We start from the raw sequence: 24,845 nt of genomic DNA on the forward strand, positions 1-24,845 counted from the left end.
ACCATCGGCGTCACCGCCCTGTAACCGCCGCCCGGCTTGCCTGGGGTCACCCGAGACATACGGAGGCATGATGATCAGAAAGATGGTCCTGGCGGGAGTCGTTCTCGTCGCCGCGCTGAGCGGACTCCCCGCCGCCGAGGCGGCGCCCTCCGAGGACGGCAGGGCGTTCACGGCCTGCATGCGCTCGCACGGGCTGCCCGGCTTCCCCGAGGTCACGTTCTCGCCCGAAGGGCTGATCAACCTCGAGATCAAGGGCGAGCGCGTGGACGTCCTGTCCGGCACGTACGGGGCGGCGTTGCGGGCGTGCGAGTCGCTGCTGCCCGCCCGCTCCTGGCTGCCCGCCCCGCCGCAGGCGCCGTCCGCCCCGCCGCTGCCGTTCTAGCGGCCTCGCACGTGCCTCTTTACCGGCCCCATACATGCGCCTTCCTAAAGTACTAGGACACTAGATAAACCGATAAACGCTGCTCAGGAGGACATGGCGTGACTTCTGTCTTAGAGGCGCAGGGGCTGGGCAAGAGGTACGGCAGGCGCTGGGCGCTGCGCGACTGCACCATCGACATCCCCCAGGGCCACGTCGTCGGCCTGGTGGGCCCCAACGGTGCCGGCAAGACCACGCTGCTGAAGCTGGCCACCGGCGTTCTGGAGCCCACCGCGGGCGGCATCGGCGTGCTGGGCGGGCGCCCCGCAGCCGGTCCCGCGCAACTGGCCAGGGTCGGCTTCGTGGCCCAGGACACCCCCGTCTACCCCGCCCTGACCGTGGCCGAGCACCTGCGGCTGGGCGCCAGGCTCAACCCCGGCTGGGACGCCGCGCTGGCGCGGGAGCGGATGGCGCGGCTCGGCCTCGACCCCGCGCACCGCGCGGGCAAGCTGTCCGGCGGCCAGCGCGCCCAGCTCGCCCTCACCCTCGGCCTGGCCAAGCGGCCGGACCTGCTGATCCTGGACGAGCCGGTCGCCTCGCTCGACCCGCTGGCCCGCCGCGACTTCCTGCAGGGCCTGATGGAGGCCACCGCCGAGCACCGGTTCAGCGTGGTGCTCTCCTCCCACCTGGTCTCCGACCTGGAACGCACCTGCGACTACCTGATCGTGCTCGTCGACTCGCGCGTCCGGGTCGCCGGGAGGGCCGAGGACCTGCTGGCCGCCCACCACCGGCTCACCGGCCCGCGCCGCGCCGACGGCACCCCGCCCACCGGGGGGCACGTCGTCTCCGCCCGGCACACCGACCGGCAGAGCACCTTCGTCGTGCACGGCGACGCCCCGGTCGCCGACCCGGCCTGGACGGTCAGCCGGCTCGGCATGGAGGACCTCGTCCTGGCCTACATGGACCACTCCACCGCCGCCGACCTGGAGGCCCTGCGATGATCTGGCTGACCTGGCGGCAGTTCCGCGGCGCGGCCACGATGACGGCCGTCCTGCTCGTGCTGCTCGCCGCCGTCCTGCTCGTGACCGGCTCGGGGGTGGCCGCCGACTACACCGCCGGGCTCGCCTCCTGCACACCGGGCGACGACTGCGAGAACTTCTACGACCGGTTCTTCGACGACTACGAGATGCCGTTCCTGGCGAGCACCCTCGTCGTGCTGATCCTGCCCGCCCTGGTCGGGCTCTTCTGGGGAGCGCCGCTGATCACCCGCGAGCTGGAGGCGGGCACGCACCTGCTGGTGTGGAACCAGAGCATCACCAGGACCCGATGGCTGATGATCAAGCTCGGATTCACCGGCCTGGTCGCCACGGCCGCCGCCGGCGTCAGCGGCCTGGCGGTGACGTGGTGGGCAGGGCCGCTGGACCAGTCCGCCCCCGAGGGGTTCGCGCTCATGGACCCCCTGGTGTTCAGCGCGCGCGGGATCGCCCCCCTCGGGTACGCGGCCTTCGCCTTCGCCCTCGGCGTGACCGTGGGCATGCTGGTACGCCGCACCCTGCCCGCGATGGCGCTGACCCTGGTCGTCTTCGCCGCCGTCCAGATCACCATGCCCCTCCTGGCCAGGCCCCATCTGATCCCGCCGGTCACGGCCACCTTCGAGCTCGGCAGGGAGAACATCGACGGGCTGGGCATCAGCCGCGAGGGCGTCTTCTCGGTGAACCTCACAGCGGCGATCCCCGGGCGCACGGGCTCCTGGGTCCTGTCCAGCGATCTCGTCGACCCGTCAGGGCGCAAGATCGCCGCCAGCGGCGAGATGGGCGTCGTCCCGGTCTCGACCACGTCGGGGCCCTGCGCGCTGTCGGGAGCCGGACCGCAGGGCGGCAGCGCGTGCATGGTCGAGATCAACCGCCTCGGCTACCGCCAGCAGGCGACCTACCAGCCCCTCGAACGCTTCTGGCCGCTGCAGTGGATCGAGACCGGCATCTACGCGCTGCTCACCCTCGGCCTCACCTGGTCGTCCTTCTGGTGGATCAGGAGGCGCCTGTCATGACCGTCATCAGGACGGTGACAGCCGGGCTCGCCCTCCTCCTGGCGGCGGCCTGCACGGCACCCTCGCCGCCACGCCCCCAGGCGAGCACCGCCGCCGGTACGGTCTGCGCGAGCCCCCAGGGGGCTCCCGGGGCGGAGACGGCCACCACGATCGACGTCATCGAGCAGGCCTACCTCTGCCTGCTCACCCACTACTACAGCGGCGCCACACTCGACGCCCGCACGCTGCTCACCTCGGGATTCGTCGCCCTGACCCAGGAGCTCAACCGCAACGGCCGCGACGTGCCCGAGGCCACCATGCCGGCGCTGACCGGCGACAGGAAGGCCGACTGGGCCGCCTTCGAGGCCGTCTACAGGAAGATCACCGACCAGGTCCCCGACCTGCGCGACAGGCTGGCGGTCGTCACCCTCGAAGCCGTCGTGGCCAGTCTCGGAGACAACCACGCCCGCTGGGCGCACGGCGCGAGGCGGCACCCCGACCACTACGACGGCGACGGCTACGGCCTGGGCCTCGAGGCGAACATCAACGGCCCCCAGGTGGACGGCAACCCGGGCGCCGCCGTCCCGCCGCTGTTCGTCACCGCCGTGCAGGGCGGCGCGGCGCAGGCCGCAGGGGTGCGCCCGGGCGACGTCATCGAGTCGATCAACGGCTCGGCGCCCTTCATCGACGGCGAGCCCACGCCCGCGATCGCCGCCCTCTACCCCGGTTACCCGGAAGCGCGCCCGGTGCGGCTCGGGCTGCTGCGGGAGAGCACCGGCCGCCGCTGGACCGTGACGCTCGAACCGGGCCTCTACCAGCGGGACCTCGCCGCCCTGCAGGTGGTGCGGTCGAAGCTGCTGGACGACGACATCGCCTACGTACGGCTGTCCGGGTTCGCCCCCGACTCCGCGAAGCGGGCGCTCAACGCGATCGCCCGGATGCGCGAGGGCAGGACGCTCACCGGCGTCGTGCTGGACCTGCGCGGCAACGGCGGCGGCATCCCCGCGGAGGCGGTGCGGCTGGTGAGCGCGTTCGTCCACGGCAAGGTCACCGGGTACCAGTGCGCCGTGGACGGCACGTGCGAGGCCTTCCGCACCGACGACACCGTCGAGCTGCTGGGGCTGCCGCTGGCCGTGCTGATCGACCGCAGTTGCGCCTCGGCGTGCGAGCACGTCAGCTCCGCGGTGAAGGACCTGCGGATCGGCCACCTGGTCGGCACCAGGACGGCCGGCGTCATCTCCGGGCCCGCGCAGCCGTACCTGCTGGCCGACAACACCGTGCTGAGCTTCCCCGCCAAGCACCACCTCGGCCCGAACCGCGAGGTGGTGGACCGGATCGGCGTGCCGCCCGACCACCACGTGTCCCCGACCCCGCGTGACGCGGCGGCGGGGCGCGACCCCGCCCTGGCCCACGCCCTGACCCTGCTGCACGAGTGAGGGAACATGAGACCGATAGCGGTGGCGCTCGCCGGGCTGGCCGTCCTCGCGGCATCCGCCTGCACCGCGCCCACCCCGCCCAGACCAGCCGCCGTGTCACCCCCGCCGTCCGGCCCCGCCACCCTGCCCGCGCCCACGGGTGATCACCCGGTCGGCACCACTGTGCTGCACCTGAAGGACACCTCCCGGCCCGACCCCTGGAACCTGGACGCCGACGCCAGGGAACTGAAGGTCACGCTGTGGTACCCGGCGAAGCGGCGGGACGGGCAGCGGGCGCCGTACATGTCGGCCGAGGAGTCGCAGCTCCTGCTGAAGGGGGTCAGGAGCGCGGCCGTCCCGTCGGACACGCTCAGCAGGACGCGGACGAACGCCGTCGCCGGTGCCGAGCCCGCCGGGCGGGAGCTGCCGCTGGTGGTGCTCTCGCCCGGTTTCACCAAGCCGGTCAGCACGCTCACGTCCCTGGCCGAGGACCTGGCCAGCCGCGGGTACGTGGTGGCCGGCATCGACCACCCCTACGAGAGCTACGCCACGACCCTGGCCGACGGGACGGTCGCGGGGTGCCTGGCGTGCGACAGCGACGCGGACACGGGCTTCGGCACGGGCGTGGTGGCGGGCCGGGCGGCGGACGTCTCGTTCGTGCTCGACCAGCTCCCGTCGAAGTGGGACGGCTCCGCGGTGCTCGACCGCTCCAGGATCGCGATGGCGGGGCAGTCGATCGGCGGGGCCAGCGCCCTGGCGGCCATGGTGCGTGACCCCCGGATCCGCGCGGGGATCAACCTGGACGGCACCACGTACGCCCGGATCCCGAAGAGCGGGTTCTCCCGGCCGTTCCTGTTCGTGGGCGCGCCGGAGCACGTCCCCGGCGGCCGGGACCCCTCGTGGGAGCGTGACTGGAAGCTGCTGACCGGGTGGAAACGCTGGATCGTGGTGACGGGCGCGGATCACCAGTCCTTCACCGACGGCCCGCTGCTGCAGGGCTCCCTCGGCATCACGCCCGCCTACGGCGCCCTGCCCGCGCAGCGCTCCGCCGAGCTCACCCGCACGTACGTGGCGGCCTTCCTCGACCAGCACCTGAAGGCGCAGCGGCGGCCGCTCCTGGACAAGCCGTCATCGCGCTACCCCGAGGTGAGGTTCTGCCCTTCGGCGTGCGGGTGATCCCACGGGCCGTGGAGTGCATCCAGGGCCCTGGCCCTGGCGGCGTACGCGGTGGTGTGCGCGTTCGCCGCTATCCGCTGGTTCCGCCGGGAATAGAATCCTGCCGGGAGAGGGAGCCGTGAGCAGGAAGATTCCGCAACAGCCGCCGTTCCTTCTGGTCAACGTGGTGCCGTACGCGCTGCTGGTGCTCCTCGTCGCGATCCTGGTGATCATGGCGGACGGGGTGGACGGCTCCTTGCTCGTCGACCTCGGCCTGTGCGGGCTGGCGGCCGCGTGGATGCTCGGCATGTTCACCCTGCGTCCCGGCTGGTGGGGCCGGCCACGGATCATGGGAGTGTTCGTCGCGGGGCTGCTCGTGCTCACCGCGGTCCTCGTGGCCCGCCAACCCGCCTTCGGGCTCTTCACCCCTGCCGCCTACATCTACTCCTTCACGGTCCTGCGCTGGCCGTGGCGGCTGCTGGGCGTGGCCGGCGCAGCGGTCCTGGCCGGCACGGCGCAGGCGTCCGGCATCCCCAAGACGGACGCGTTCGGCGTGGCGATGCTGGTGACCATCGTCGCCTTCAACATCGTCATGATGTGCGCCTGCGCCTGGGTCCTGCGGGTCGCCGAGAGGGAGGAGGAGCGGCGCGAGCAGACCCTCGAGGAACTGAGCCGGACGAACCGGCTGCTGGAGGCGTCGCTCGCCGAGAACGCCGGCCTGCACGCCCAGCTGCTCGCCCGGGCCAGGGAGGCGGGCGTGCTCGACGAGCGCCGGCGGATGGCCCGCGAGATCCATGACACCCTGGCGCAGGGCCTGACCGGCATCATCGCGCAGCTCCAGGCGGCCGAGCAGATGCACGAGGTCCCGGCGCCGTGGCGCCGGCCCTTCGACGCCGTCAAGAACCTGGCGAGGGAGAGCCTGGCCGAGGCGCGGCGCTCGGTCGACGCGCTCCGGCCCGAGCCGCTGCGGACCGCGCGCCTGAGCGACGCGCTCGCCGACGTCGCCGGCCGGTGGTCGAAGCTGCACGGGCTGCCCGTGCACGTCACGACGACCGGCACGGTACGGCCGATGACACCGGAGGCCGAGTTCGCGCTGCTGCGCACGGCACAGGAGGCACTGGCCAACGTGGCCAAGCACGCGCACGCGACCAGGGTCGGGGTGACCCTGTCCTACCTGGAGCACGAGGTCGCGCTGGACGTACGCGACGACGGCAGGGGCTTCGAACCAGCGGGACTCGAAGCCGGCACGGCCATGCCACGGCAGCCGTCCGGCGGCGGCTTCGGCCTGACCATCATGCGCCAGCGCGTCGAAGGACTGTCCGGTACCTTGCAGATCGAGTCCGAGCCGGGCCTGGGCACCGGGATCTCCGCCCGCGTCCCCACTCCGCCGACCGGGAGCCACGCATGATCGACCACACGGCCGAGACGCCGATCCGACTGCTGATCGCGGACGACCACCCCGTTGTCAGGGACGGGCTGAGCAGCATGTTCGCCTCCGCGCCCGGGTTCGAGGTGGTGGGCGAGGCCGCGGACGGCGCCGCGGCCGTACGGCTCGCCCAGGAGGCCGGGCCCGACGTGATCCTGATGGACCTGCGCATGCCCGGCATGGACGGGCTCACCGCGATCAAGGAGCTGACCAGGCTCGGCGTCACGGCGCGCGTGCTGGTGCTGACCACCTACGACACCGACAGCCACGTCCTTCCGGCGATCGAGGCGGGCGCCACCGGCTACCTGCTCAAGGACTCTCCCCGGGAGGACCTGCTGCGAGGCGCGCGGGCCGCCGCCAAGGGCGACAGCGTGCTGTCCCCTTCGGTGGCGGCACGGCTGATGAACCGGGTCAGGACACCCGCGCCGCAACTGCTCAGCCGGCGTGAGCTGGAGGTGCTCGAACTCGTGGCGGCGGGGAACACCAACCGTGAGGCGGCCGCCCGGCTGTTCATCACCGAGGCCACGGTCAAGAGCCACCTGCTGAACATCTACGCCAAGCTCGGCGTGGGCGACCGCGCCGCAGCCGTCACCGAGGCGTTCAACCGGGGGCTGCTCGTCCCGCGAGCGCCCGGGCGGCCCTGACCCCTTCGGCTCGCTAGTTCATCGAGATGTGCACGTGGTCGAAGTGGTTCTCGGTGACGCTGCCGCGGTCGGACATGGCGCGCCAGCCGGACCCCTGGTTGATCCGCTGCTTCCAGATCACGTACTTGATGCCCAGCCTGCCCTGGTTCTTGATCGCCCAGGCCGCGATCCGGTCGCCGAGCGCACTGTTCACGGCCGTGGGCATCGCGCCGCCCGCGCTCATCATGAAGTCGCAGGCCCGGCCGAGCGGGTGCTCGCCGCTGGAGCCCGAGCGGAAGCAGCCCACCGCGTACGGCAGCGAGAAGTTCTTCTCCACCTGGGTCTTCATCAGCCGCGTACGGGAGGTGATGTTGTCGGTGCCCGTGGGCAGCTCGGGCGCCCAGGTGCCGTTGGCGTTGCGGCCCGTGCCGTACGGAATGAGGTCTTCGAGCTTGTCCTTGATGTCCTCGATGACGTCCTCGGCCTCGTCGCGCTGCTCGTCCACCTCGGCCGCGTCCGACTTGATCCTGGCCGCCAGCGCGGCGGCCTCCTCGCTGGCCTTCTTCTTGTCGTCGCGGGCCTTGGCCACGATCGCGACGAGCGCCTGCTGCTCTGCCGTGAGCTGTTCGAGCAGGGCGGCGCTGTCGGCGTCCGTCGGGAGCATGAAGCCCGGCAGCGAGGAGGGGTCGCCGTTCTGGTAGCGCAGGCGGGCGATGTCGGCGACCCGCTGCTCGGCGCCGGCCAGTGTCTGCTCGGCGGCGGCCAGCTTGGCGGCGGCCGTCTTGGCGGCCTCCTGGGCCTTGGCCAGCTCGACGCGCTTGAGGTTGTACTGCTCGATGAGCTTGTCGACCTTGCTGTTGAGCTGCTTGAGCTGGGTACGGAGCTCGGCTTCCGTCGGTTTGGGCGCCGCCGAGGCGGGGGCCGCCGACAGGGCGACGGCGGTGGCGGTGATGAGGCCGATGGCAAGGATCGCGGGGGACGAAGCCGCCACGTGGATGTTTCCTCTCCCTCTGCCGGCCGGGTTAGCTGACGGGTTCGGGCATGGGAGGTGCGATTCCCTACCGCCGTAGCGGATTCACCCCAGGTGCGGTTTGGGTCCCCGGCTCCCGGGCGAGGCGCCCGGGATTAGGCATGCTGCGGCCGTTACGGCCGGTGCATATGGGGATATTAGTGGTAGATCACGAGTAATGCGACCTTAACTAGAAATCCATTAGTGATCTATCTGTGATCGAATCATGCGTGCCGCCTCTTCCGGCAGCACGTCGTTCACGAAGGCGCCCATCGCGGACTCCGATCCTGCCAGGAACTTGAGCTTGTTCGGCGCCCGCCTGATGCTGAACAGCTCCAGATGCAGGTACGCCAGCTCCCTGCCCTCCCGCACCGGCGCCTGGTGCCAGGCCGCGATGTACGGCATCGTCATGTCGAACAGCCCGTCGAACGCCCGCAGCACCGAGGTGTACAGCGGCGCGAACGCCGCCCGCTCCTCCTCGGTGAGCGCCGCCAGGTCGGGCACCTGCCGGTGCGGGTAGAGGTGCACCTCGAACGGCCAGCGCGCGGCGGCCGGCACGAAGGCCGTCCACAGCTCGTTGGCGGCCACCACCCGGGTCCGCGCCTCCCGCTCGGCGGCCAGCACGTCGGCGAACAGGTTGCCCTTGGTGTAACGCCCGGCGGCGGCGAGCTGCAGCTTGGTCCTGGGCGTCACGTACGGGTAGGCGTAGATCTGGCCGTGCGGGTGGGCCAGCGTGATGCCGATCTCCTCGCCCCGGTTCTCGAAGCAGAACACCTGCTCCACGCCCTCGATCTGGGACAGCTCGGCCGTACGGTCGGCCCACGCCTCCATGACCAGCTCCACCTGGGAGTCGGAGAGCCTGGAGAAGGAGGAGGAGTGGTCGGAGGTGAAGCACACCACCTCGCACCGCCCCACAGCCGGACGGACCTCGCTCAGTCCACCCGGCTCCCCATAAGTCCCGATATTGGTGGAGAAAGAGGGGAATCGGTTCTCGAACACGACCACGTCGTAGTCGTAGGAAGGGATCTCCGACGAGCGTGTGTCCGACGACGGGCACAGCGGGCACTCGGCCGTGCCACCGGTCGGCAGGAACGTGCGCGTCTGCCGGTGCCCGGCGATCGCGATCCACTCCTCCGTCAGCGGGTCGTACCGCAGCTCGGAGGCCACCGGGCGGGGTTCCAGGGTCCGGCGGTCGATCGCGCTCCTGTCGGCGTCGTCACGCCGGTCGAAGTAGATCAGCTCCCGGCCGTCGGCCAGATGGGTGATGGTGCGCTTCAAGACGAGGCCTCCGCGATGATCAGTTCTCCGGCCCGTTCGGCCAGCTCGGTGCGTGCGTCCTCCGGCAGCCCCGCGTCGCTGATGACCACGTCGGCCTCGCTCAGCTCGGCGATGGTGCTGATGCCGACGGTGTTCCACTTCGTGTGGTCGGCGGGGACGACCAGCCGGGTCGCGGCCGTCACCAGCTCCCTGTCGGTCTCGGACTCCAGCAGGTTGGGCGTGGTGAACCCGGCACGCACGCTCATCCCGTGCACGCCCAGGAAGAGCGTGTCCACGTGCAGGCGGCGGATCGCGGCCACGGCCACGGGGCCCACCAGGGCGTCGGACGGCGTGCGTACACCGCCGGTCAGCACGACCGTGCGGTCGGCGCGCGGGTTGCGGTGGAAGACGTCGGCGACCGGGATCGAGTTGGTGATCACGGTCAGCTCGGGCACGCCGATCAGGTGGCGGGCCAGCGCCCACGTGGTGGTGCCCGCCGACAGCGCCACGGCCGTGCCGGGGCGGACGAGCGTGGCGGCGTGGCGCGCGATGGCCTCCTTCTCCTGCTGCTGGCGCGCGGACTTGGCGGTGAATCCGGGCTCCTCGGTCGAGCCGGGGCCGAGCGCGGTCGCGCCACCGTGCACCTTCTCCAGCAGCCCGCGTTCGGCCAGCACCTCGAGGTCGCGGCGGATGGTCATGTCGGAGACGCCGAGCTCGCGTACGAGGTCGGCCACCCGGACGCCGCCGTTGCTGCGCACGCGTTCGAGAATCGCCTGCTGTCGCTGCTGTGCGAGCACGCCCGCTCCTTCCAACAGATTCCACCAAATTATGACACGGGATTGTTGGGGAATGTTAGTTAGCGCGGGAACGCTTGCGCTGGTCAGCGCGGCGGGAGACGGTGAGGGCTCACCGATCATCGGAGGCGAGCTTATGGCCAGGCGAGCACGCAAGGGCAGGGCACGCAAGAAGAAGAAGGCGAACCACGGCAAGCGCCCCACGGCGCGATGACCGGCGGGTGGCCGCCCGCTTCCGGCGGCCACCCGCGGCTCACCCGCCAGGGCGGCTCACGACGGCAGCTCGGTCAGCGCCTGGTCGATGCGGTCCTGCGGCAGCCTGTAGTCCTCCAGCTCGCCCGCCAGGTACCGGTCGTAGGCCCCCAGATCGAAGTGACCGTGACCGCACAGCGCCGTCAGGATCACCTTCTCCTCGCCACTCTCCTTGCAGCGCAGCGCCTCGGCGATCGTCTCGGCCAGCGCGTGCGTGGGCTCGGGCGCGGGCACGATCCCCTCGGTCCTGGAAGCGGACGCCAGCCTCGAAGCACTCGCTCTGGGCGCGGGTCACCGCCTCGAACAGGCCCAGCTCGTACATGTGCGACAGCAGCGGCGACATGCCGTGATAGCGCAGCCCGCCGGCGTGGATCGGGTCCGGCACGAACGAGTGCCCCAGCGTGTGCATCTTGAGCAGCGGCGTGAAGCCGGCCGTGTCGCCGAAGTCGTAGGCGTACGCGCCGCGCGTGAACGACGGGCAGGCCGCCGGCTCCACGGCACGGAACACCGTCCGGATCCGGCCCGCCAGCTTCTCCCGCAGGAAGGGGAAGGCCAGGCCGGCGAAGTTCGAGCCGCCGCCGGTGCAGCCGATCACCAGGTCCGGCATCTCAGGGAGCTGCGCGAGCGCCTCCTCGCCGATCACCGTCTGGTGCAGCAGGACGTGGTTGAGCACGGAGCCGAGGGCGTACCTGGCGTCGGGTGTCGCGCCCGCCACCTCGACCGCCTCGCTGATCGCGATCCCCAGGCTGCCGGGGGAGCCAGGATCGTCCGCCAGGATCTTGCTGCCCGCCCCCGTCACGGCGGAGGGGCTGGCGTGCACGGTGGCGCCGTACACCTGCATGAGGGAGCGGCGGTAGGGCTTCTGGTCGTAGGAGGCCCGCACCATCCAGATCCGGCACTCCAGGCCGAACTGGGCGCAGGCGAACGCCAGCGCCGACCCCCACTGGCCCGCGCCGGTCTCGGTGGTGAGCAGCCGGACGCCCTCCCGCGCGTTGTAGTACGCCTGCGGCACCGCCGTGTTCGGCTTGTGCGACCCGGCGGGGGAGCCGCCCTCGTACTTGTAGTAGATCCTGGCCGGCGTGCCCAGCGCCCGCTCCAGCCGGTACGCCCGGATCAGCGGCGTCGGCCGCCAGAGCCGGTAGACGTCCAGCACCTCCTGAGGGATCGGGACGTACCGCTCACCGCTGACCTCCTGCCCGATCAGCTCCATGGGGAACAGGGGCGCCAGGTCGTCGGGGCCGACGGGCCGCCGCGTGGCGGGATGCAGCGGCGGAGGCGGCGGGGCGGGCAGATCGGGAACGATGTTGTACCAGTCGCTGGGCATCATGGCCTCAGTCTGCGCCGCCGCAGTTCACCGGACCAGCACCGCCGGCCGGTCCGGATGATCGGCGCGTACCACGACGTCGGCCGCCTCCTGGGGCCGCGCCTCCCGCTCGTACCGCTCGTAGGCGGGCAGCGTCCAGCGCTCGCCCTCCGGCGTCCCCCGCTCCAGCGCGCCGGGCGAGAGCCACACGTGCACGCTCACGTCGAACGCCAGCCCCCGCCCCAGCAGCAGCGCCCCGTCCACCAGCACCACCCCGCCCGGCGGCAGCGCGGTGTACGGCAGCCGGTAGGCCCGGTCGATCCCGCTGTCCCACAACGCCGGCAGCACCTGCCCCGGCCCTCCCGGTTCGAGCGGCTCCAGCACCTCCCTGCGCAGCGCCTTGGCGTCGAGCCAGTCGTCGTAGAAGGCGTCGGGGTCGGTCCTGCCGTACTCCAGCCGCAACGACGCGGGCCGCAGGAAGTCGCCCGCCGACACGCGCAGCACGGGCCGGCCGCGCAGCCGCAGCGGCGCCACCAGCTCGTCGGCCAGCGCCCCCGGCCGGGCGGGCGGCGCCCCGTCCACGGCCACCCGCACCCACGCGCCCTGGGGCCGGGCGGAGATCAGCTCGGCCAGCTCCTCGACGAGAGCCTCACGGGAGATCGGTCGCACACGCATCGATCACAGCTTACGAGCGCCCGAAATGCCGTCGACGGGCCCGGGGCCGCCTCGCTAGGGTGCCCGCCATGGCTCAGTGCGACTGCGGCGCGACGGCGGGACCGCTCGGCGTGTGCGCCGACTACTACAACACGATCCTGGCGGAGGAGCAGCTCGACCCCGAGATGTACAGGTGGCACGCGGTCGTGGTCTGCGTCTACCTCCTGCAGCACCCGTCGCGCGGGCACGAGAGGCACCTCGACGGCCAGTTCCGGTGGCTGCAGTTCTACCTCGACCGGGGCATCGACGCGGTGCTCCGGCTGCGGGAGCACCAGGTGGCGCGCAACAACCACCGATCGAGGGCGGGCTACGACATGGCGCCGCTGGAGCCGTACGCGCCGCTCCCCGCGGGCGGGCCGCCCGCGCGCTTCCGCACGAGCTTCTGCGAGCTGCCGCACGGCGACGGCGGCTTCGTCCTCGACGGGCACGCGGCGTACGGGGAGCGCATGCGCACCCTGGCCGAGGCGACCGAGGAGGCCTGGAAAAGGCTAGGGCCAGGCTCTTGACCTGGCCCTTCGCCGTGCTGGAGCGGACGACGGGAATCGAACCCGCGTAGCTAGTTTGGAAGACTAGGGCTCTACCATTGAGCTACGTCCGCGCGAACCGGTCGAACTCTGGTCTAGACTTCATCCGGTCGTCAGGGCGTAAGCGTACCGGAGTCCCGGAGCGCATGCGCACTCGGCGAGACGGGGCGTGGCGCAGCTTGGCAGCGCGCTTGCTTTGGGAGCAAGAAGTCGCAGGTTCAAATCCTGTCGCCCCGACCAGGTCAAAGGCCCCACCCGATCCGGGTGGGGCCTTCTGCTTGTCTATCTGCTCGGCCGGCATGCCGGGGTGGCGCTCACGGGAGGCGGGCGCCCGCGGGCGGTGTCTCCTGGTTCCTGATCGGCCGCATGACCTGCTTGGCGACACAGCTGGGCAGGCCGGCGGCGTCGCCGGCCGCCAGGCGGCGGTAGGTGCTCGGCGACATGCCGACCAGCTCGGAGAAGCGGGTGCTGAAGGTGCCGAGTGAGGAGCAGCCGACCGCGAAGCAGACCTCGGTGACCGACATGTCGCCGCGCCGCAGCAGGGTCATGGCGCGCTCGATGCGCCGGGTCATGAGGTAGCTGTAGGGCGACTCTCCGTAGGCGGCGCGGAAGAGCCGGCTCAGGTGCCCGGCCGAGAGGTGCACGCCACGCGCCAGCGCCTCCACGTCCAGCGGCTGCGCGTAGTCGCGGTCGATCCTGTCGCGCACGCGGCGCAGCAGGACGAGCTCGCGTAGGCGCTGGTCGGCTTGGGTGGCCATGTCGTACAGCCTGCCCTGGGAACCGGTCGGCTGTCCACGCGGCCGGGTGCGGGCCGGGAGGCGGGCGGGGTGCAGGTAGGTGTACCCCGATCGGGCAGGTAGAGCGATCCCGCCGGCCGCTCGCGGTCCCTAGCGTCGGAGGTGTCGACTTCAGGGAGAGGAACGCTCATGCGCATCGTCATGTGGATCCTGCAGATCGTCGTGGCCGGCTTCTTCGTGATGGCGGCCCTGGGCAAGTTCGCCGGGGCCGAGCCGTCCGCCTCCACGTTCGAGGCGATCGGGCTCGGTGACTGGTTCCGGGTCGTGATCGGGGTGCTGGAGGTGGCGGGGGCGGTTGCGCTGCTGGTGCCGCGGCTGGCCGGGGCGGCCGGGCTGGCGCTGGCCGGGCTCATGGCGGGCGCGGTGCTGACCGAGGCGTTCGTGTCGGGGGGATGGGTCGTGCTGCCGCTGGCCCTGCTCGTGCTCTGCCTTTTGATCGCGTGGGGGCGCCGGGAGAGCACGGCACGCCTGTGGTCGGCGGTCGCCGGGCGGGCATCCTGAGGGCGTGGATCTCTTCGCGGACGACCCGATGGCCTTTCCGCTCACCTACCCCGGCCGGATCCCGCCCGGCTCCGGCGTCCTGGCGGACGACGCGTACGTGCCGCACGAGTGGCGGGAGGGCGGCGCGGCGATCGCCGCGCTGCTGGCGTCCCTGGGGCAGGCGCCGCTGGAGTCCCGCCACCGCGTCGTCGCCGTCGGCTCCAACGCCGCGCCGAGCCAGCTGCGCAGGAAGTTCCGCGACCACGGGGTACGCCCGGTCGTCCCGATGACGGTCGCCGAGGTGCCGGGGATCGCGCCCGGCGTGTCCGCGCACGTGAGCAGGTGGGGGTACGTGCCGGCCGCGCCCATCGAGACGCCCGGCGAGACGTCCAGGCTGTTCGTGCTCTGGCTCGACGAGCACCAGCTCGCCGCCCTCGACCTCACCGAGCCCAACTACCGCAGGCGCCCGCTCGCCGGCCCGGTCACGCTGGAGGACGGCACGAGGCTCCCGCCGCCCTACGTGTACGAGGGCAGGCACGGCTGCGTCGCCGCCCCCGGGGACGGCCGGCCCCGGCGCCTGACCTCGCAGCCGGCGCTCATCCAGTCCCTCCTGGACGGCTCCGCGGCCTTACGCCACCTGTGCGGGGACACACCGGAGGAGTTCGTGGCCGGCGTCAGGGACGACACCGTACGCGAGGCGGCGTACCTGTTGCTGCAGCGGGAAAGCCGGGTAAGAGGCCTGGCCGGCGGGGGATAGGGTCGAGGCTCGTGACAGACAACCGAATCCCCCCACCCTTCGCCGGCGACGAGCGGACCATGCTGAACAACTGGCTCGAATGGCACCGCGGCACCCTGGCCGTCAAGTGCGCCGGCCTGTCGGAGGAGCAGCTGCGCGAGCGCTCCGCGCCGCCCTCGACGCTTTCCCTGCTGGGCCTGGTCAGGCACATGGCGCACGTCGAGCGCTCGTGGTTCCGCCGCGTGCTCAACGGCGAGGACCTGCCCAAGCTGTGGGACAAGGACCGCGACAACGACGCCGACTTCAACGAGGTGGACACCGCGTCGGCGAAGGAGGCGTTCGACACGTGGCAGGAGGAGATCCGGTTCGCCCGCGCGATCTCCGCCGCCAAGCCGCTGGACGCGGTGGGCGACCGTAACGGGCAGGACTGCACGCACCGCTGGATCCTCGTGCACATGATCGAGGAGTACGCCCGCCACAACGGCCACGCGGATCTGCTGCGCGAGCGCGTCGACGGCGTCACCGGCGAATAGGAAGGCTGTCAGGACAGGAAGGCAGTCAGTCGTCGGCGCGGAACAGCGCCCAGACAGCCTTGCCGCCGCGGGCCAGCGGGTCCCAGCCCCAGCACTGGCTGTAGGTCTCGACGATGTAGAGGCCCCGCCCGTTCTCGGAGACGAAGTCGGGCTCCTTGGGCGTGGGCACCTCGTCGCTGGGGTCGGCCACGGCGAGCAGCACGTGGGGCGCCACCCGCATCAGCAGCAGCTCGATCTCCCTGCGCCCCGCCGCGTACATCGCGTACCTGACCGCGTTCGTCACCAGCTCGGAGACCACGAGCGCGGCGTCGTCGCTGAGATCGTGCAGCCCCCAGCCGCGCAGTGTCCTGCGCGTGACGTCCCGGGCGGTCTTCACCGAGTCGGCCTGAAAGGGCAACGGGCACGAGGTCGTGTACGGCTTGCCACCCGTGAGGAGGCGGTCGAAGCCCACCTCCCGGGTGATCTGCAGGCAATCGGCAGTGGCCAGAGGGTCCTCCACCATGCCGCCGATACCTCCCCGTTCAGCCTTGGTTAGTGCATGTTTGGCCCAATATGCACTAAGCCATCATGGGTCACGAACGCGGCACCTGCAAGACCCAAATGCACGTGCAGTTGCAATGTGCAGGAGCAAGCGACGTTTTCGGGATAAATCTCCGAATCCGGACACGAGGTTGAGACCTTGTCATACCCGGCAATGTGGTGTCACTGTGTGTGCGGACCTTGATAGGAGGCAAAGTGACGCAGAACCAGCCGGGTTCCGGGCCGACGGCGCTGCGCATCCTCCTGGGCTCCCAGCTGCGCAAGCTCAGGGAAGCAAAGAACGTCACCCGAGAGGAGGCCGGCCACCTCATCAGGGGGTCGGAATCCAAGATCAGCCGAATGGAACTCGGCCGGGTGGGGTTCAAAGAACGTGACGTGGCGGACCTGCTGACCCTGTACGGGGTCGTGGATCAGCAGGCACGCGCCGCCGTCCTCGATCTGGTCGCCACTGCCAACGAGCCTGGCTGGTGGCACCGGTTCAACGATGTCCTGCCCACGTGGTTCCAGGCGTACGTCGGCCTTGAAGAGGCCGCCGCCAGGATCAGGACCTACGAGGTCCAGTTCGTGCCAGGACTGTTGCAGACCAAGGAGTACGCAAGGGCCGTGGTGACCGCCGGTGCGGCGGGCATCGGGGCGGAGGAGATCGCCCGCAGGGTGGATCTCCGGCTGGAGCGCCAGCGGATGTTGGACAGGCCCGACGGGCCGGTCTTCTGGGCCGTGATCGACGAGGCCGCGCTGAGGCGGCCCATCGGCGGGGCCGAGGTGATGAGGGCGCAGATCGAGCACCTCATCGACCTGATGCGCCAGCCGAACATCACGATCCAGGTCATGCCCTTCAGCTTCGGCGGGCACAGCGCGGAGGGCGGGGCGTTCAGCATCCTGCGCTTCCCCGACAGCGACCTGCCCGACGTGGTGTACGTGGAGCAGCTCGCCAGCGCGCTCTACCTGGACAAGCGTGAGGACGTGGACCGATACACCGAGGTGATGGAGCGGCTGTGCGCCGTGAGCACCACTCCGGATGAGACGATCGAGCTCTTGAGGACGATCGCGGAGGAGTTCTGACCGCGGTGGCGTCGTGGTTGGGTGTGCATCTGCCCTAGACTGGCCATCGGCGTTGGATGCCGCCGTTGCGGAGCATGCCCAACACCGCTCATGTGGGCGCGGCGCGCGAGCCGTACCGAATGGACGCGCCCGCGATCACTCGTAGCTTGATCAAGGAGACCATTCCGTGAAGACCGCTGTCGAGGAGCTCAGCCCGACCCGGGTCAAGCTCACTGTCGAGGTGCCGTTCGACGAGCTGCGCCCGAGCATGGATGCGGCGTACAAGAAGGTCGCGCAGCAGGTGCGCGTCCCCGGGTTCCGGCCTGGCAAGGTTCCGGCCCGCATCATCGAACAGCGCTTCGGCCGGGCGGTAGTGCTGGAGGAGACCCTCAACGACGCGGTGCCCAAGCTGTACGGCCAGGCCGTCGACGAGGCCGACGTGTTCCCCGTCAGCCAGCCTGACATCGAGGTCACGAAGATCGACGACGGTGAGCAGATCGAGTTCACCGCCGAGGTCGACATCCGGCCCAACTTCGAGGTCCCCGACTACCAGGGCATCGAGGTCACGGTCGACTCCGCCGAGGTCTCCGACGAGGACGTGAACGCGCAGCTCGACGCGCTGCGCCAGCGCTTCGCCACGCTGACCGGCGTGGAGCGCCCGGCCGCGAGCGGCGACTTCGTCGTGATGGACCTGCGCGCCGAGATCGACGGCCAGAACATCGAGGAGCAGCAGGCCAGCGAGGTCTCCTACGAGGTCGGCGCCGGCTCCGTGCTGCAGGGCCTCGACACCGCGCTCGAGGGCATGTCCGCGGGCGAGGAGAAGAGCTTCAAGACCGAGCTGGTCGGCGGCGAGAACGCCGGCGAGGAAGCCGACGTCATCATCAACGTCAAGTCGGTCAAGGAGAAGGTCCTGCCCGAGCTGGACGACGAGTTCGCCCAGCTCGCCAGTGAGTTCGACACGCTCGACGAGCTGAAGAACAGCATCCGCGAGCAGGCCCGCCGCAACAAGCTCATCGACCAGGTCGTCCAGGCCCGCGAGAAGGCGCTCGACGCGCTGCTCGACAAGATCGAGATCCCGCTGCCGGACAGCGCGCTCAAGGCCGAGGTCGACGCCCGCAAGCACAACCTCGACCACCAGGTGGCCGAGAGCGGCCTCAGCCGTGACGCCTTCTTCCGCCTCTACCAGACGTCGGAGGAGGAGCGCTTCGAGGAGTTCGAGAAGAACTCCGCCCGCGCCATCAAGGTCGGCTTCGTGCTCGACAAGATCGTCAAGGCCGAGGAGCTGGGCGTCTCCGAGCAGGAGCTGACCAACTTCGTGGTCCGCCGCGCCATGGAGATGGGCGTGCAGCCCAACGAGCTGGCCAAGCACCTCGCCGACAACGACCAGCTCACGCTGGCCATGGTCGAGATCGTGCGCGACAAGGCCAAGTCCGTGCTCGGCGACGCCGCCAAGGTCGTCGACACCGACGGCAACGAGGTCGACCTCAAGGCCATCTACACCGAGATCAACGGTGAGCCGGTCGCCGAGGAGGAGGCCGACGAGGCCGAGGCCGGCGACAAGCCCGCCGAGGACAAGGCCGAGGCCTGACGCTACAGGCGTAACAGGAGCCCCCGGACTCGCGGTCCGGGGGCTCTTCGTATGCCGGGGCCGCGCCGTCCAGGGAAGTGTGCCGTTTTCGCCAGTGAGGTGTGGCCCGCCCGCGACGTTTCCCGCCAGGGCCGGGGTCCCGTGGCGCTCAGATGGACGCTGCCGGGAGCGCAGCCGTGGGGCGCCCTCTTCCGCGACCGCGCCCGCACGCGACATCCCGAGCGCCGTCTGAGGGCCCCCTGAGGGAGTGCGGCGAGCGGCCTGAGGGAGGGGCCGCCACCGACAACCGGGACGAAAGCCGCACGAAGCCGCGAAGGGTAACGGGAGCCGGTCCATCCGAACCTGCGCCGTCAGCGAACAGTCCGGGGGACCGGGCATGACCTGTGGGCGGCGCGCGTTAAGGTCACAAGCAAAGCCAATCGATTACGACGCATCGGAAGGTGACGCTGTGACCAGCCCGCCGACCTTCTATCAGCCTGAGTCTCGAGGCCGTGAGAACGGCTCCGCCTTCCGGCTTGAGGACCAGCTTTACCAGCGCCTGCTCCGCGAGCGCATCATCGTGCTCGGGCAGGAGGTCAACGACGAGATCGCCAACCGTATCTGCGCCGAGCTGCTCCTGCTCGCTGCCGATGACCCCGAGCGCGACATCACGCTCTACATCAACTCGCCCGGGGGCTCGGTGAGTGCGGGCATGGCGATTTACGACATGATGGAATACGTGCCTAACGACGTCTCCACCGTGGTGATGGGTATGGCTGCCTCGATGGGGCAGTTCCTGCTCACCGCGGGGGCGCGGGGCAAGCGTTACGCTCTGCCGCACGCCCGGGTGATGATGCACCAGCCGTCGGGCGGCATCGGCGGCACCGCCGCCGACATCGCCATCCAGGCTGAGCAGATGCTCTACGTGAAGAAGACGCTGGCCGAGCGGATCGCCTTCCACACGGGGCAGCCGCTGGACCAGATCGAGTCGGACTCCGACCGTGACCGCTGGTTCACGGCCGAGGAGGCCAAGGACTACGGCTTCATCGATCACGTGGTGCGCAGCGCGCGTCAGGTGCCCTCCGCGGGCCCGGTTTCCTAGGGGGAGCTGACATGAACATCCAGAGCCGTTACGTTCTCCCCTCCTTCGTCGAGCGCACGTCCTACGGCGTGAAGGAGATGAACCCGTACAACAAGCTCTTCGAGGACCGCATCATCTTCCTCGGAGTTCAGATCGACGACGCGTCGGCCAACGACGTGATGGCCCAGCTGCTGACGCTGGAGTCGCTCGATCCCGACCGTGACATCAGCATCTACATCAACTCGCCGGGTGGCTCCTTCACCGCCATGACGGCGATCTACGACACGATGCAGTTCGTCCGGCCGGAGATCCAGACCGTCTGCCTCGGCCAGGCCGCGTCCGCCGCGGCCGTGCTGCTGGCCGGCGGCACCCCGGGCAAGCGCTTCGCGCTGCCGAACGCCCGGGTGCTGATCCACCAGCCGTCCACCGAGGGCGGCGGCCAGGGCAGCGACATCGAGATCCAGGCCCGCGAGATCCTGCGCATGCGCACGCTGCTGGAGGAGATCGTGGCCCGGCACACCGGCAAGTCATCCGCCGACGTCCGCAAGGACATCGAACGCGACAAAATTCTCAACGCGGACGAGGCAAAGGCGTATGGTCTGATCGATGACATCATCCCGTCCAGGAAGAAACGAGCTCAGGCCGTAGCTTCCTAGACGAGACGTGACGCACCGGAGCGCTGCCCAATAGGGCACGTTCCGGTGCGACTCGCCGCTAGGGGGCTCACTGAGGGCCCAGAAGACGGTAACGTCGAAACCTGAGCGGTTCGGCCTAGTCCGGAGGATGTCCGGAGACACTGCTCGCGGGAGCAGGGCGGTCCCACGCAAAGGAGTATCTGGGGTGGCACGCATCGGCGACGGGGGAGACCTGCTGAAGTGCTCTTTCTGCGGGAAGAGTCAGAAGCAAGTCAAGAAGCTCATTGCCGGTCCAGGCGTCTACATCTGCGATGAGTGCATCGATCTCTGCAACGAGATCATCGAGGAGGAGCTCACCGAGTCCTCCGAGCTCAAGTGGGACAACCTGCCCAAGCCAAGAGAGATCTACGAGTTCCTCGACGCCTACGTCATCGGTCAGGACAAGGCGAAGAAGGCCCTCTCGGTGGCGGTGTACAACCACTACAAGCGGGTGCAGTCGGGCGACCGGGGCAGAGACGACGTTCTGGAACTGGCCAAGAGCAACATCTTGCTGCTCGGGCCCACCGGCTCGGGCAAGACACTGCTGGCGCAGACCCTGGCGAAGATGCTGAACGTGCCCTTCGCCATCGCCGACGCCACGGCACTGACCGAAGCGGGATACGTCGGCGAGGATGTGGAGAACATCCTGCTCAAGCTCATTCAGGCCGCCGACTACGACGTCAAGAAGGCCGAGACCGGCATCATCTACATCGACGAGGTCGACAAGATCGCCCGCAAGAGCGAGAACCCGTCGATCACGCGCGACGTCTCCGGTGAGGGCGTGCAGCAGGCGCTGCTGAAGATCCTGGAGGGCACCACCGCGTCGGTTCCTCCGCAGGGCGGCCGCAAGCACCCGCACCAGGAGTTCATCCAGATCGACACGACCAACGTGCTGTTCATCTGCGGTGGTGCGTTCGCCGGTCTGGAGAAGATCATCGAGTCGCGCATCGGCAAGAAGGGCATCGGCTTCAACGCCATCATCCGGTCGAAGGAAGAGATCGACACGGCCGACATCTTCTCGGACGTGATGCCGGAAGACCTGCTGAAGTTCGGCATGATCCCCGAGTTCGTGGGCCGCCTGCCGGTCATCACCTCGGTGCACAACCTCGACCGCGAGGCGCTCATCCAGATCCTCACCGAGCCGCGCAACGCGCTGGTCAAGCAGTACCGCAAGCTGCTCGAGCTCGACGGCGTGGAGCTGGAGTTCACCGACGGCGCCCTGGAGGCCATCGCCGATCAGGCCATCCTGCGCGGCACCGGCGCCCGCGGGCTGCGCGCCATCCTGGAGGAGGTGCTGCAGTCCGTCATGTACGAGGTGCCCTCCAGGCAGGATGTCGCCCGCGTGGTCATCACCCGCGAGTCGGTGCTGGAGCACGCGATCCCGACGCTCGTCCCGCGTGACCAGCTCGCCGCCAAGCAGCAGCACACGCCGCAGGAGAAGTCCGCCTGAGCAGCGCCTTGGCAGCACCCGAACGCCCCGTGGTGGAAACCATGGGGCGTTTCGCTTGCCCGGCTCCCTAGAATTGGTTGCTGTGACAACGCCAGAGCTGCCTACTCAATACACACCGGCCGACGTCGAGACCCGCAGCTACGAGCGCTGGGTGTCCGAAGGCTACTTCCGCGCCGACCCGGGCAGCTCGCGCGAGCCGTACAGCATCGTCCTCCCGCCGCCCAACGTGACGGGTGTCCTGCACATCGGGCACGCGCTCGACCACTCCATCCAGGACGCGCTCACGCGCCGCGCCCGCATGCAGGGCCGCGAGACGCTCTGGCTGCCCGGCATGGACCACGCCGGCATCGCCACCCAGAACGTCGTCGAGCGTGAGCTGGCCAAGCAGGGCAAGTCGCGTCACGACCTGGGGCGCGAGGCATTCGTCGAGCGGGTCTGGGAGTGGAAGGAGGAGTCCGGCGGCCGGATCCTCGGCCAGATGCGCAAGCTCGGCGACGGCGTCGACTGGTCGCGCGAGCGGTTCACGATGGACCCCGGGCTCTCGCGTGCCGTCCAGACCATCTTCAAGAAGCTGTTCGACGACGGGCTGATCTACCGCGCCGAGCGCATCATCAACTGGTGCCCGCGCTGCCTGACCGCACTGTCCGACATCGAGGTCGAGCACAGCGAGGACGAGGGCGAGCTCGTCTCGATCCGCTACTCCGACGACATCGTGGTGGCCACCACGCGCGCCGAGACCATGCTCGGCGACACCGCAGTGGCCGTGCACCCCTCCGACGAGCGCTACGCGCACCTGATCGGCACGATGGTGGAGGTGCCGCTGACCGGCCGCATGATCCCGGTCGTCGCCGACGAGCACGTCGATCCTGCCTTCGGCACCGGCGCGGTCAAGGTGACCCCCGCCCACGACCCCAACGACTTCGAGATCGGGCGGCGTCATTCGCTGCCGTCGCTGACCGTCATGGACGAGCGCGGCGTCATCACGGCGCACGGGCCGTTCCAGGGGCTCGACCGCTTCGAGGCGCGCCCCGCCGTGGTCGCCGCGCTGCGCGCCGAAGGCAGGATCGTCGCGGAGAAGCGCCCGTACCTGCACTCCGTCGGTCACTGCTCACGCTGCAAGACGGTGGTCGAGCCGAGGCTGTCACTGCAGTGGTTCGTCAACGTCGCGCCGCTGGCCAAGGCCGCCGGCGACGCCGTCCGCGACGGGCGCACCCGCATCCACCCGCCGGAGCTGGCCAAGCGCTACTTCGACTGGGTCGACGACATGCACGACTGGTGCATCTCCCGCCAGCTCTGGTGGGGCCACCGCATCCCGGTCTGGTACGGCCCGGCCGGCGAGGTCGTGTGCGTGGGCCCCGACGAGGAGCCACCGGCCGGCTACACGCAAGACTCCGACGTCCTCGACACGTGGTTCTCCTCCGGGCTGTGGCCGTTCTCGACCATGGGCTGGCCCGACCGGACGGCCGAGCTGGAGCGCTTTTACCCGACCTCCGTCCTGGTCACCGGTTACGACATCCTGTTCTTCTGGGTCGCCCGGATGATGATGTTCGGCCTGTACGCCATGGACGGCGAGCCTCCGTTCCGCACGGTCGCGCTGCACGGCATGGTCCGCGATCAGTACGGCAAGAAGATGTCGAAGTCGTTCGGCAACGTGGTCGACCCGCTCGACTGGATCGACCGCTTCGGCGCCGACGCCACCCGCTTCACCCTGCTGCGCGGCGCCAACCCCGGCGCCGACGTCGCGGTGAGCGAGGAGTGGGCGGCCGGCTCGCGCAACTTCTGCAACAAGATCTGGAACGCCACCCGGTTCGCCCTGATGAACGGCGCCGCCGTGGGCTCGCTTGACGGCGCCGACCTGACAGCCGCCGATCGGTGGATCCTTTCACGCCTGCAGTCGGTGATCGCGGCGGCCGACGCCGCCCTGGAGGAGTTCGAGTTCGCCAAGGCGTCCGACCTGCTCTACCACTTCGCGTGGGACGAGGTCTGCGACTGGTACCTGGAGCTGGCCAAGATCCAGCTCGGCGAGGGCCTGGAGCACACCAGGCTGGTGCTCGGGCACGTGCTCGACGCGCTGCTGAGGTTGCTGCACCCGCTGGTGCCGTTCGTGACCGAGGAGCTGTGGCGGGCGGTCACCGGCGGCGAGTCGATCGTGGTGGCCCCGTGGCCGGCGCGTGACGAGCGCTACGTCGACCCGGCGGCGGAGGCGGAGATCGAGGGGCTTCAGGAGCTGGTGACGGAGGTCCGCAGGTTCCGCTCGGACCAGGGGCTCAAGCCCGGCCAGAAGGTGGCTGCGCGGCTCGGATTGAGCGGCACGCCGCTGGCCGGCCAGGAGACGGCGATCCGGTCGCTGCTGCGGCTGACGGATCCGCCGGAGTCGTTCAGCGCCACGGCGCGGTTCACGGTGGGGGCGGTGACCGTGGAGATCGACACCGCGGGCGCCATCGACGTCGCCGCCGAACGCAAGCGGCTGGAGAAGGACCTGGCCGCCGCGCGCAAGGAGGCCGCCCAGGTGGCGGCCAAGCTGGGCAACGAGCAGTTCATGGCCAAGGCACCGGAGGACGTGGTGGCCAAGGTCAGGAGCAGGGCCGAGCAGGCGTCGGCCGACATCGAGCGGCTGGAAGCCCAGCTCGCCGCCCTGGGTGTTTGAACCATACGCACGAGGGGAAGGTCCATTCGTTACCGAAGATGGACCTTCCACGGCTCTGAGGCTGCTACAGTTTTCAACGCAGGGCCAATCGGCCCTGACATCCCAGTGAACGAACCCCGACTTTCGGGTGGCTCCCGCCGCGCGGTTGGACAAGAGCCGAAAGTTGGAGTAAGTTAGCAGGGTTGCCTCGAAGAGAGGCGAGTCCGGAAGATCCCGGATCGGGCGGTTTGACAAGGATCGTCCGGATCTGGTAGTCTAAAGGAAATGAAGTGTGCGCCTCGCGCACCGGGGTCCAGAAGGATCTGGGTGCGGATGAACGCGTCCGTTTCTTGAGAACTCAACAGTGTGTTAAAAGCCAGTGCATGATTTTCATGCAACACCTCGTCAAGAATTGTTTCTTGATGGATTTTGCTCGGATGAATAATCCAGACATTGTTTGGAGA

Annotated in this window: 24 protein-coding genes, 2 tRNA genes, 1 pseudogene and 1 riboswitch; of the genes and pseudogenes, 19 read left to right on the forward strand and 8 right to left on the reverse strand. The window is 69.9% G+C overall.

What is annotated here, in order from left to right; genetic code table 11:
- Positions 1-67: 67 nt before the first annotated feature.
- The 7 genes from ACBJ32_RS44495 to ACBJ32_RS44525 all read left to right on the forward strand — a co-directional run bounded on the left by ACBJ32_RS44495 (position 68) and on the right by ACBJ32_RS44525 (position 7,024).
- Positions 68-382, forward strand: coding sequence for a hypothetical protein (locus tag ACBJ32_RS44495; protein ID WP_375131962.1), 315 nt, complete (start codon positions 68-70; stop codon positions 380-382).
- Between the two features lie 98 nt (positions 383-480).
- Positions 481-1,359: an ABC transporter ATP-binding protein gene (locus ACBJ32_RS44500; RefSeq protein ID WP_375131963.1), complete on the forward strand. Its 879-nt coding sequence runs from the start codon at positions 481-483 to the stop codon at positions 1,357-1,359.
- Complete coding sequence (locus ACBJ32_RS44505) at positions 1,356-2,405, forward strand: ABC transporter permease (RefSeq protein WP_375131964.1); 1,050 nt, start codon at positions 1,356-1,358, stop codon at positions 2,403-2,405. Before ACBJ32_RS44500 ends, ACBJ32_RS44505 begins: the two co-directional genes overlap by 4 nt.
- Positions 2,402-3,820: a S41 family peptidase gene (locus tag ACBJ32_RS44510; RefSeq protein WP_375131965.1), complete on the forward strand. Its 1,419-nt coding sequence runs from the start codon at positions 2,402-2,404 to the stop codon at positions 3,818-3,820. Before ACBJ32_RS44505 ends, ACBJ32_RS44510 begins: the two co-directional genes overlap by 4 nt.
- A gap of 6 nt (positions 3,821-3,826) precedes the next feature.
- Entirely contained in the window at positions 3,827-4,975 is a 1,149-nt protein-coding gene (locus ACBJ32_RS44515) for an alpha/beta hydrolase family protein (protein WP_375131966.1), read from the forward strand.
- Positions 4,976-5,093: 118 nt separating this feature from the next.
- On the forward strand, positions 5,094-6,362 hold the full coding sequence (locus ACBJ32_RS44520; protein WP_375131967.1) for a sensor histidine kinase: 1,269 nt from the start codon (positions 5,094-5,096) through the stop codon (positions 6,360-6,362).
- Positions 6,359-7,024: a response regulator gene (locus ACBJ32_RS44525; protein ID WP_375131968.1), complete on the forward strand. Its 666-nt coding sequence runs from the start codon at positions 6,359-6,361 to the stop codon at positions 7,022-7,024. Before ACBJ32_RS44520 ends, ACBJ32_RS44525 begins: the two co-directional genes overlap by 4 nt.
- Before the next feature lie 13 nt (positions 7,025-7,037).
- On the opposite strand, the gene ACBJ32_RS44530 is transcribed toward ACBJ32_RS44525, so the two are convergent.
- The 3 genes from ACBJ32_RS44530 to ACBJ32_RS44540 all read right to left on the reverse strand — a co-directional run bounded on the left by ACBJ32_RS44530 (position 7,038) and on the right by ACBJ32_RS44540 (position 10,066).
- Complete coding sequence (locus ACBJ32_RS44530; RefSeq protein ID WP_375131970.1) at positions 7,038-7,994, reverse strand: coiled-coil domain-containing protein; 957 nt, start codon at positions 7,992-7,994, stop codon at positions 7,038-7,040.
- Between the two features lie 6 nt (positions 7,995-8,000).
- Positions 8,001-8,145, reverse strand: a riboswitch (cyclic di-AMP (ydaO/yuaA leader).
- A 68-nt stretch (positions 8,146-8,213) separates the two neighbouring features.
- Positions 8,214-9,290 carry a galactose-1-phosphate uridylyltransferase gene (gene galT / locus ACBJ32_RS44535; protein ID WP_375131971.1) on the reverse strand — a complete coding sequence of 359 codons (1,077 nt, stop codon included), beginning with the start codon at positions 9,288-9,290 and terminating at the stop codon, positions 8,214-8,216.
- Positions 9,287-10,066 (reverse strand): DeoR/GlpR family DNA-binding transcription regulator, encoded by a 780-nt coding sequence (locus ACBJ32_RS44540; RefSeq protein WP_357877509.1) that lies wholly within the window; start codon positions 10,064-10,066, stop codon positions 9,287-9,289. Before ACBJ32_RS44540 ends, galT begins: the two co-directional genes overlap by 4 nt.
- A gap of 133 nt (positions 10,067-10,199) precedes the next feature.
- Between ACBJ32_RS44540 and ACBJ32_RS44545 the strand changes: the two genes are divergently transcribed.
- Positions 10,200-10,277, forward strand: a complete 78-nt coding sequence (locus ACBJ32_RS44545) for a 50S ribosomal protein bL37 (protein ID WP_372513659.1) — start codon at positions 10,200-10,202, stop codon at positions 10,275-10,277.
- 56 nt (positions 10,278-10,333) lie between these two features.
- Here ACBJ32_RS44545 and ACBJ32_RS44550 read toward each other — a convergent pair.
- Together ACBJ32_RS44550 and ACBJ32_RS44555 are read right to left on the reverse strand one after the other, a co-directional pair.
- A pseudogene (locus ACBJ32_RS44550) lies at positions 10,334-11,642 on the reverse strand (TrpB-like pyridoxal phosphate-dependent enzyme).
- 24 nt (positions 11,643-11,666) lie between these two features.
- Positions 11,667-12,293 carry a uridine kinase gene (locus ACBJ32_RS44555; protein ID WP_375131972.1) on the reverse strand — a complete coding sequence of 209 codons (627 nt, stop codon included), beginning with the start codon at positions 12,291-12,293 and terminating at the stop codon, positions 11,667-11,669.
- A 68-nt stretch (positions 12,294-12,361) separates the two neighbouring features.
- On the opposite strand from ACBJ32_RS44555, the gene ACBJ32_RS44560 reads away from it, so the two are divergent.
- Positions 12,362-12,838, forward strand: coding sequence for a DUF5946 family protein (locus ACBJ32_RS44560; protein WP_375131973.1), 477 nt, complete (start codon positions 12,362-12,364; stop codon positions 12,836-12,838).
- A gap of 18 nt (positions 12,839-12,856) precedes the next feature.
- On the opposite strand, the gene ACBJ32_RS44565 is transcribed toward ACBJ32_RS44560, so the two are convergent.
- Positions 12,857-12,930: transfer RNA gene (locus ACBJ32_RS44565), tRNA-Gly, on the reverse strand.
- Positions 12,931-13,019: 89 nt separating this feature from the next.
- On the opposite strand from ACBJ32_RS44565, the gene ACBJ32_RS44570 reads away from it, so the two are divergent.
- Positions 13,020-13,096: transfer RNA gene (locus tag ACBJ32_RS44570), tRNA-Pro, on the forward strand.
- Between the two features lie 74 nt (positions 13,097-13,170).
- Here ACBJ32_RS44570 and ACBJ32_RS44575 read toward each other — a convergent pair.
- Positions 13,171-13,614, reverse strand: coding sequence for a helix-turn-helix transcriptional regulator (locus ACBJ32_RS44575; protein ID WP_357877494.1), 444 nt, complete (start codon positions 13,612-13,614; stop codon positions 13,171-13,173).
- Between the two features lie 168 nt (positions 13,615-13,782).
- Between ACBJ32_RS44575 and ACBJ32_RS44580 the strand changes: the two genes are divergently transcribed.
- From ACBJ32_RS44580 to ACBJ32_RS44590, 3 genes are read left to right on the forward strand one after another with little or no spacing between them, the layout of a single operon-like run.
- Positions 13,783-14,154 carry a DoxX family protein gene (locus ACBJ32_RS44580; protein ID WP_375131974.1) on the forward strand — a complete coding sequence of 124 codons (372 nt, stop codon included), beginning with the start codon at positions 13,783-13,785 and terminating at the stop codon, positions 14,152-14,154.
- Positions 14,155-14,158: 4 nt separating this feature from the next.
- Entirely contained in the window at positions 14,159-14,890 is a 732-nt protein-coding gene (locus tag ACBJ32_RS44585) for a hypothetical protein (protein WP_375131975.1), read from the forward strand.
- Positions 14,891-14,901: 11 nt separating this feature from the next.
- Positions 14,902-15,402, forward strand: a complete 501-nt coding sequence (locus ACBJ32_RS44590) for a DinB family protein (protein ID WP_375131976.1) — start codon at positions 14,902-14,904, stop codon at positions 15,400-15,402.
- Positions 15,403-15,427: 25 nt separating this feature from the next.
- On the opposite strand, the gene ACBJ32_RS44595 is transcribed toward ACBJ32_RS44590, so the two are convergent.
- Complete coding sequence (locus tag ACBJ32_RS44595; RefSeq protein WP_253759209.1) at positions 15,428-15,904, reverse strand: ATP-binding protein; 477 nt, start codon at positions 15,902-15,904, stop codon at positions 15,428-15,430.
- A 233-nt stretch (positions 15,905-16,137) separates the two neighbouring features.
- Here ACBJ32_RS44595 and ACBJ32_RS44600 point away from each other — a divergent pair, with 233 nt between their 5' ends.
- From ACBJ32_RS44600 to ACBJ32_RS44625, 6 genes are all read left to right on the forward strand, one after another.
- Entirely contained in the window at positions 16,138-17,004 is an 867-nt protein-coding gene (locus tag ACBJ32_RS44600; RefSeq protein WP_357877480.1) for a helix-turn-helix transcriptional regulator, read from the forward strand.
- 166 nt (positions 17,005-17,170) lie between these two features.
- Complete coding sequence (gene tig, locus ACBJ32_RS44605) at positions 17,171-18,571, forward strand: trigger factor (RefSeq protein ID WP_375131977.1); 1,401 nt, start codon at positions 17,171-17,173, stop codon at positions 18,569-18,571.
- A gap of 448 nt (positions 18,572-19,019) precedes the next feature.
- Positions 19,020-19,652, forward strand: coding sequence for a ClpP family protease (locus tag ACBJ32_RS44610; RefSeq protein ID WP_225268272.1), 633 nt, complete (start codon positions 19,020-19,022; stop codon positions 19,650-19,652).
- Between the two features lie 11 nt (positions 19,653-19,663).
- Positions 19,664-20,287, forward strand: a complete 624-nt coding sequence (locus ACBJ32_RS44615) for an ATP-dependent Clp protease proteolytic subunit (RefSeq protein WP_357877474.1) — start codon at positions 19,664-19,666, stop codon at positions 20,285-20,287.
- A 184-nt stretch (positions 20,288-20,471) separates the two neighbouring features.
- Complete coding sequence (gene clpX, locus ACBJ32_RS44620; RefSeq protein ID WP_357877471.1) at positions 20,472-21,755, forward strand: ATP-dependent Clp protease ATP-binding subunit ClpX; 1,284 nt, start codon at positions 20,472-20,474, stop codon at positions 21,753-21,755.
- Positions 21,756-21,828: 73 nt separating this feature from the next.
- Complete coding sequence (locus ACBJ32_RS44625) at positions 21,829-24,402, forward strand: valine--tRNA ligase (protein WP_375131978.1); 2,574 nt, start codon at positions 21,829-21,831, stop codon at positions 24,400-24,402.
- Positions 24,403-24,845 lie beyond the last annotated feature (443 nt).

The sequence above is a fragment of the Nonomuraea sp. GTA35 genome (assembly GCF_041950525.1).
In the GTDB taxonomy this organism is placed as follows: domain Bacteria; phylum Actinomycetota; class Actinomycetes; order Streptosporangiales; family Streptosporangiaceae; genus Nonomuraea.

Coding starts and splice junctions, on each gene's coding strand:
- ACBJ32_RS44580 (WP_375131974.1), top strand. CDS start 13,783: ATGCGCATCGTCATGTGGATCCTGCAGATCGTCGTGGCCGGCTTCTTC.
- ACBJ32_RS44555 (WP_375131972.1), bottom strand. CDS start 12,293: ATGCGTGTGCGACCGATCTCCCGTGAGGCTCTCGTCGAGGAGCTGGCC.
- ACBJ32_RS44560 (WP_375131973.1), top strand. CDS start 12,362: ATGGCTCAGTGCGACTGCGGCGCGACGGCGGGACCGCTCGGCGTGTGC.
- ACBJ32_RS44510 (WP_375131965.1), top strand. CDS start 2,402: ATGACCGTCATCAGGACGGTGACAGCCGGGCTCGCCCTCCTCCTGGCG.
- ACBJ32_RS44505 (WP_375131964.1), top strand. CDS start 1,356: ATGATCTGGCTGACCTGGCGGCAGTTCCGCGGCGCGGCCACGATGACG.
- ACBJ32_RS44495 (WP_375131962.1), top strand. CDS start 68: ATGATGATCAGAAAGATGGTCCTGGCGGGAGTCGTTCTCGTCGCCGCG.
- ACBJ32_RS44595 (WP_253759209.1), bottom strand. CDS start 15,904: ATGGTGGAGGACCCTCTGGCCACTGCCGATTGCCTGCAGATCACCCGG.
- ACBJ32_RS44525 (WP_375131968.1), top strand. CDS start 6,359: ATGATCGACCACACGGCCGAGACGCCGATCCGACTGCTGATCGCGGAC.
- ACBJ32_RS44615 (WP_357877474.1), top strand. CDS start 19,664: ATGAACATCCAGAGCCGTTACGTTCTCCCCTCCTTCGTCGAGCGCACG.
- ACBJ32_RS44545 (WP_372513659.1), top strand. CDS start 10,200: ATGGCCAGGCGAGCACGCAAGGGCAGGGCACGCAAGAAGAAGAAGGCG.
- ACBJ32_RS44575 (WP_357877494.1), bottom strand. CDS start 13,614: ATGGCCACCCAAGCCGACCAGCGCCTACGCGAGCTCGTCCTGCTGCGC.
- ACBJ32_RS44515 (WP_375131966.1), top strand. CDS start 3,827: ATGAGACCGATAGCGGTGGCGCTCGCCGGGCTGGCCGTCCTCGCGGCA.